At 71.5% G+C, this 5091-nt stretch carries 4 protein-coding genes; all 4 read left to right on the top strand.

Going from position 1 to position 5091, the window contains the following annotated elements:
* The coding region (locus AOJ26_RS34025; RefSeq protein WP_053852226.1) for a hypothetical protein at positions 1 to 890 on the top strand (890 nt) is incomplete at its 5' end.
* 186 nt (positions 891 to 1076) lie between these two features.
* Entirely contained in the window at positions 1077 to 2603 is a 1527-nt protein-coding gene (locus AOJ26_RS34020) for an aldehyde dehydrogenase family protein (protein ID WP_053852225.1), read from the top strand.
* Positions 2604 to 2652: 49 nt separating this feature from the next.
* Positions 2653 to 4182, top strand: a complete 1530-nt coding sequence (locus tag AOJ26_RS34015) for a GMC family oxidoreductase (protein WP_053852224.1) — start codon at positions 2653 to 2655, stop codon at positions 4180 to 4182.
* The coding region (locus tag AOJ26_RS34010; RefSeq protein ID WP_053852223.1) for a quaternary amine ABC transporter ATP-binding protein at positions 4182 to 5091 on the top strand (910 nt) is incomplete at its 3' end. The genes AOJ26_RS34015 and AOJ26_RS34010, both read left to right, overlap by 1 nt.

Here is a 5091-nt window from a genome sequence, read left to right as displayed (position 1 = left end):
CCCCTCCCGCGGGCTGGCCCGCCGCCGGTGACGGCAGCACCTGGCACGGACCCGGCACCGCCGGCGGCGGCTGGTCCTCGGCCGAGCAGCTCGGGGGCGGATCCGCCCCGTCGGCCGAGTGGTCCGGGGCCGCCTGGTCGACGGCGGGCCCAACGACCGATCCGGGGCCCGGGGCCGGGACGAACCGCCGTCTCCTGTGGTCCGCGCTCGGCGGTGTCGTCGCCGTCGGTGTCGCCGTGACCCTGGTGCTGACGCTGGTCGTCGGCGGCGACGAGGACCACAAGGCCGACGGTCCCAGCCCGACGCCCACCCCGGTCGTCTCGCAGCAGAGCGGCCCCGAGGAGTCGCCGACCCCGTCACCGACCGAGGACACCCCCTCCCCGCTCGCCTCGACACCGCAACTCCCCGCCGGATACGAGCTGTACGAGGACCAGGAGGGCTTCCGCATCGCACGGCCCCTGGGCTGGTCGCGCACCGCCAAGGCGTCCCAGTACGGCATCGACGTGGTCAACTACCGCAGCTCGGACGGCAAGCGGAGAATCCAGGTGTACCAGGTCGCGGAGGAGTCCCCGGAGGCGTCCTTCGAGCTGTACCTCTCCGCGGACACCCCCAAGCCGGACGGCTTCGAGAAGCTCGGCCTCCAGCCCGTCCAGGAGGCCGGGTTCACCGGCGAACGCCTGGAGTACCGGGCCGACTCGCTCAGCGGCGAGCCGGACGTCGGCCCCTGGCACGTCTACGACGAGCGGTTCGTCGCCCAGGACGGCCTCATCTACGCGGTCGCCGTGTACGGACTGGAGAAGGACGGCGGCGAGGACGAACTGGAACTGCTGACGACCGCTCTCTCCGGCTTCTGCGCCTCCTACACCTGCGACCTGGCGTCGATCGACTGAGTCGGCGCCCGGCCGCACCCGCCGTGTGGCTTTCCGCCCTGTTTGTCCGCAATTTCAGTGAGCCAGCGCACTTTCGGCCATCGATTGCGCATGCAATCGAGGCGCTGGGGCATGCGACGACGGTCCCCGTCAGTGACACCCGTGTGACACAGGGGAACCGAACAGGAACGGAAGGCAACACCGATCATGGCCGGACAGCACGCGCGGCGGGAGCCGCACACCATCCACGCGGGCGGCGAATGGCGCGCAGCCGTCTCCGGAGCCACCCGCGAGATCCTCGACCCCGCCGACGCGCGGCCGTTCGCCGTGGTCGCCGAGGGGGACGAGAAGGACACCGACCTGGCGGTCGACGCCGCCCGCCGGGCCTTCGACTCAGGACAGGGCCCCTGGCCGCTCACTCCCGTCGCCGAACGCGCCGCGCTGCTGCGCCGCGTCGCCGATCTTCTCGTACGCGACCGCGAAGAACTCGGCCTCCTGGAGAGCCGGGACGCGGGCAAGACGGTGGAGGAGGGCAGGGTCGACATCGACTGTGTCGCCGACGCCTTCCGCTACTTCGCCGACCTGGTCGCCGGTGAGGCTCCCGGCCGGGTCGTCGACGCCGGCTCGACGGACGTCCACAGTGTCGTCGTGCACGAACCCGTCGGCGTGTGCGCGCTGATCACCCCCTGGAACTACCCGCTCCTCCAGGCCAGTTGGAAGATCGCCCCGGCGCTCGCGGCCGGCAACACCTTCGTGGTCAAGCCGAGCGAGATCACCCCGATGACGACCATCGCGCTCATCGAGCTGCTGGCCGAGGCCGGACTGCCGGACGGGGTCGCCAACATCGTGACCGGCCCCGGCCACACCGTCGGCGCCCGGCTCGCCGAACACCCCGACGTCGACCTGGTCTCCTTCACCGGCGGCCTGGTCAGCGGCACCAAGGTCGCCCAGGCGGCCGCCGTCTCGGTCAAGAAGGTCGCCCTCGAACTCGGCGGCAAGAACCCCAACGTGGTCTTCGCCGACGCCTGCGCCACCCCCGAGGGCTTCGACACCGCCGTCGACCAGGCCCTCAACGCCGCCTTCATCCACAGCGGCCAGGTCTGCTCCGCGGGCGGCCGCCTCATCGTCGAGGAGTCCGTCCGGGACCGGTTCGTCGCCGAACTCGCCCGCCGGGCCGCGAAGATCCGCCTCGGCCGCGGCACCGAGGACGGCGTCGAGTGCGGGCCGCTGGTCTCCGAACAGCAGCGCGCCAAGGTCGAGTCCTACGTCGCCTCCGCGCTCGCCGAGGGCGCGGTGCTGCGCTCCGGCGGCCAGCGCCCCGAGCCGTCGCCCGAGCGGCCCGCCGACGGCTACTTCTACGAGCCCACCGTCCTCGACCGCTGCCACCGCGAGATGCGGGTCGTGCGGGAGGAGGTCTTCGGACCGGTCCTCACCGTCGAGACCTTCCGCACCGAGGACGAGGCGATCGCCCTCGCCAACGACACCGAGTACGGCCTCGCCGGTGCCGTCTGGACCGCCGACGCCGGACGCGCCCGCCGCGTCGCAGGGCGGCTGCGCCACGGCACCGTCTGGATCAACGACTTCCACCCCTACCTCCCGCAGGCGGAGTGGGGCGGTTTCGGCAAGAGCGGGGTGGGCCGCGAGCTCGGCCCCGCCGGCCTCGCCGAGTACCGCGAGAGCAAGCACGTCTACCAGAACCTGGCGCCCAAGCCGGTCCGCTGGTTCGCGGGCTGACCCCACTCGCTCCCTCCCCTCTCTCTCAAGACTTCCCTGGAGTACCCCCATGTCCGAGTCCAAACAGGAGTACGACTACGTCGTCATAGGCGGCGGGACAGCAGGTTCCGTCATAGCCTCCCGCCTCACCGAGAACCCCGATGTCACCGTCGCCGTCATCGAGGGCGGCCCCAGTGACGTCGGCCGGGACGACGTCCTCACCCTGCGCCGCTGGATGGGCCTGCTCGGCGGCGAGCTCGACTACGACTACCCGACCACCGAGCAGCCGCGCGGCAACTCCCACATCCGGCACAGCCGCGCCCGGGTCCTCGGCGGCTGCTCCTCCCACAACACCCTGATCGCCTTCAAGCCGCTGCCGTCCGACTGGGACGAGTGGGAGGAGGCCGGCGCCAAGGGCTGGGGCGCGGTCCCGATGGAGGCGTACTACGCCCGGCTGAAGAACAACATCGTCCCGGTCGACGAGAAGGACCGGAACGCCATCGCCCGCGACTTCGTCGACGCGGCCCAGAAGGCGCTCGACGTCCCGCGCGTCGAGGGCTTCAACAAGAAGCCCTTCGACGACGGCGTCGGCTTCTTCGACCTGGCCTACCACCCCGAGAACAACAAGCGCTCCTCGGCGTCGGTGGCGTATCTGCACCCCGTCATGGACGAGCGGGCCAACCTCACCATCCTGCTGGAGACCTGGGCGTACAAGCTGGAACTGGACGGCACGCGCGCGCAGGGCGTGCACGTGCGCTCCAAGGACGGCCGGGAGACCCTGATCAGGGCCCGCCGCGAGGTCGTCCTGTGCGCGGGCGCCGTCGACTCGCCCCGCCTGCTGCTCCACTCCGGCATCGGCCCCCGCAAGGACCTCGAAGCCCTCGGCATCCCGGTCGTCCACGACCTGCCGGGCGTCGGCGAGAACCTCCTCGACCACCCCGAGTCGGTCATCGTCTGGGAGACGGACGGTCCGATCCCCGAGAACTCCGCGATGGACTCCGACGCGGGCCTGTTCGTGCGCCGCGACCCCGAACACCCGGGCCCGGACCTGATGTTCCACTTCTACCAGGTCCCCTTCACCGACAACCCGGAGCGCCTCGGCTACGAACGCCCGGCGTACGGCGTCTCGATGACCCCGAACATCCCCAAGCCGAAGAGCCGCGGCCGCCTGTACCTGACCAGCGCGGACCCGGAGGTCAAGCCCGCCCTCGACTTCCGCTACTTCACCGACGAGGACGACTACGACGCCCGCACCCTCGTCGACGGCATCAGGATCGCCCGCGAGATCGCGCGGACCGAACCGCTGGCCGACTGGCTGAAGCGCGAGGTGTGCCCCGGCCCCGACGTCACCGGTGACGAGGAGCTGAGCGAGTACGCGCGCAAGGTCGCGCACACCGTGTACCACCCGGCGGGCACCTGCCGGATGGGTGCCGTCGACGACGAACTGGCCGTGGTCGACCCCGAGTTGCGGATCCGCGGCCTGGACGGCATCCGCATCGCGGACGCGTCCGTGTTCCCGACCATGACCGCCGTGAACCCGATGATCGGGGTGCTCATGGTCGGTGAGAAAGCCGTGGACCTGCTGGGAGGTGGTGCGTGATGAGTACGACCGCGACCATGGAGAAGCCGCCGACCGCGGACAACGCCGTGTTCTCCGTCGACGGGCTGTGGAAGGTCTTCGGCCCCAAGGCGGACCGTGTCCCCGAGGACGCCGAACTGTCCGCCCTGGCCCCCGCCGACCTGCGCGCGCAGACCGGCTGCACGGCCGCCGTCCGTGACGTGAGCTTCGACGTCCGCAAGGGCGAGGTCTTCGTCGTCATGGGCCTGTCCGGCTCCGGCAAGTCCACGCTGGTGCGCTGTCTGACCCGGCTCATCGAACCGACGGCCGGCACGATCTGCATCGACGGCGAGGACGTCCGCGCGATGGACAAGGCCCGGCTGCGCGAACTGCGCCGGCACCGCGCCGCGATGGTGTTCCAGCACTTCGGCCTGCTCCCGCACCGCACGGTCCTCGACAACGTCGCCTACGGCCTGGAGATCCAGGGCGTCGGCAAGGCCGAGCGCCGGGCGCGGGCCGCCGAGGTCGTCGCCAAGGTCGGCCTGGAGGGCATGGAGCAGCGCAAGCCGTCCCAGCTCTCCGGCGGCCAGCAGCAGCGCGTCGGCCTCGCGCGGGCGCTCGCGGTGGACCCGCAGGTCCTCCTGTTCGACGAGCCGTTCAGCGCCCTCGACCCGTTGATCCGGCGGGACATGCAGGAGGAGGTCGTCCGCCTGCACCGCGAGGAGGGCCGCACGATGGTCTTCATCACGCACGACCTGAGCGAGGCGCTGAAGCTCGGCGACCGGATCGCCCTGATGCGCGACGGCAAGGTCGTCCAGCTCGGCACCCCGGAGGAGATCGTCGGCTCCCCGGCCGACGGCTACGTCCGCGAGTTCGTCCGGGACGTGCCGCGCGAACAGGTCATGACGGTCCGCCGGGCCATGAAGCCCGGCGACTGCGCGGGCCCCGCCC

It is taken from the genome of Streptomyces sp. NRRL B-24085, from assembly GCF_001282115.1.
Lineage (GTDB): Bacteria > Actinomycetota > Actinomycetes > Streptomycetales > Streptomycetaceae > Streptomyces.
Note: the sequence above shows the minus strand (reverse complement) of the source record. Positions and strands in the feature narration are given on the sequence as shown.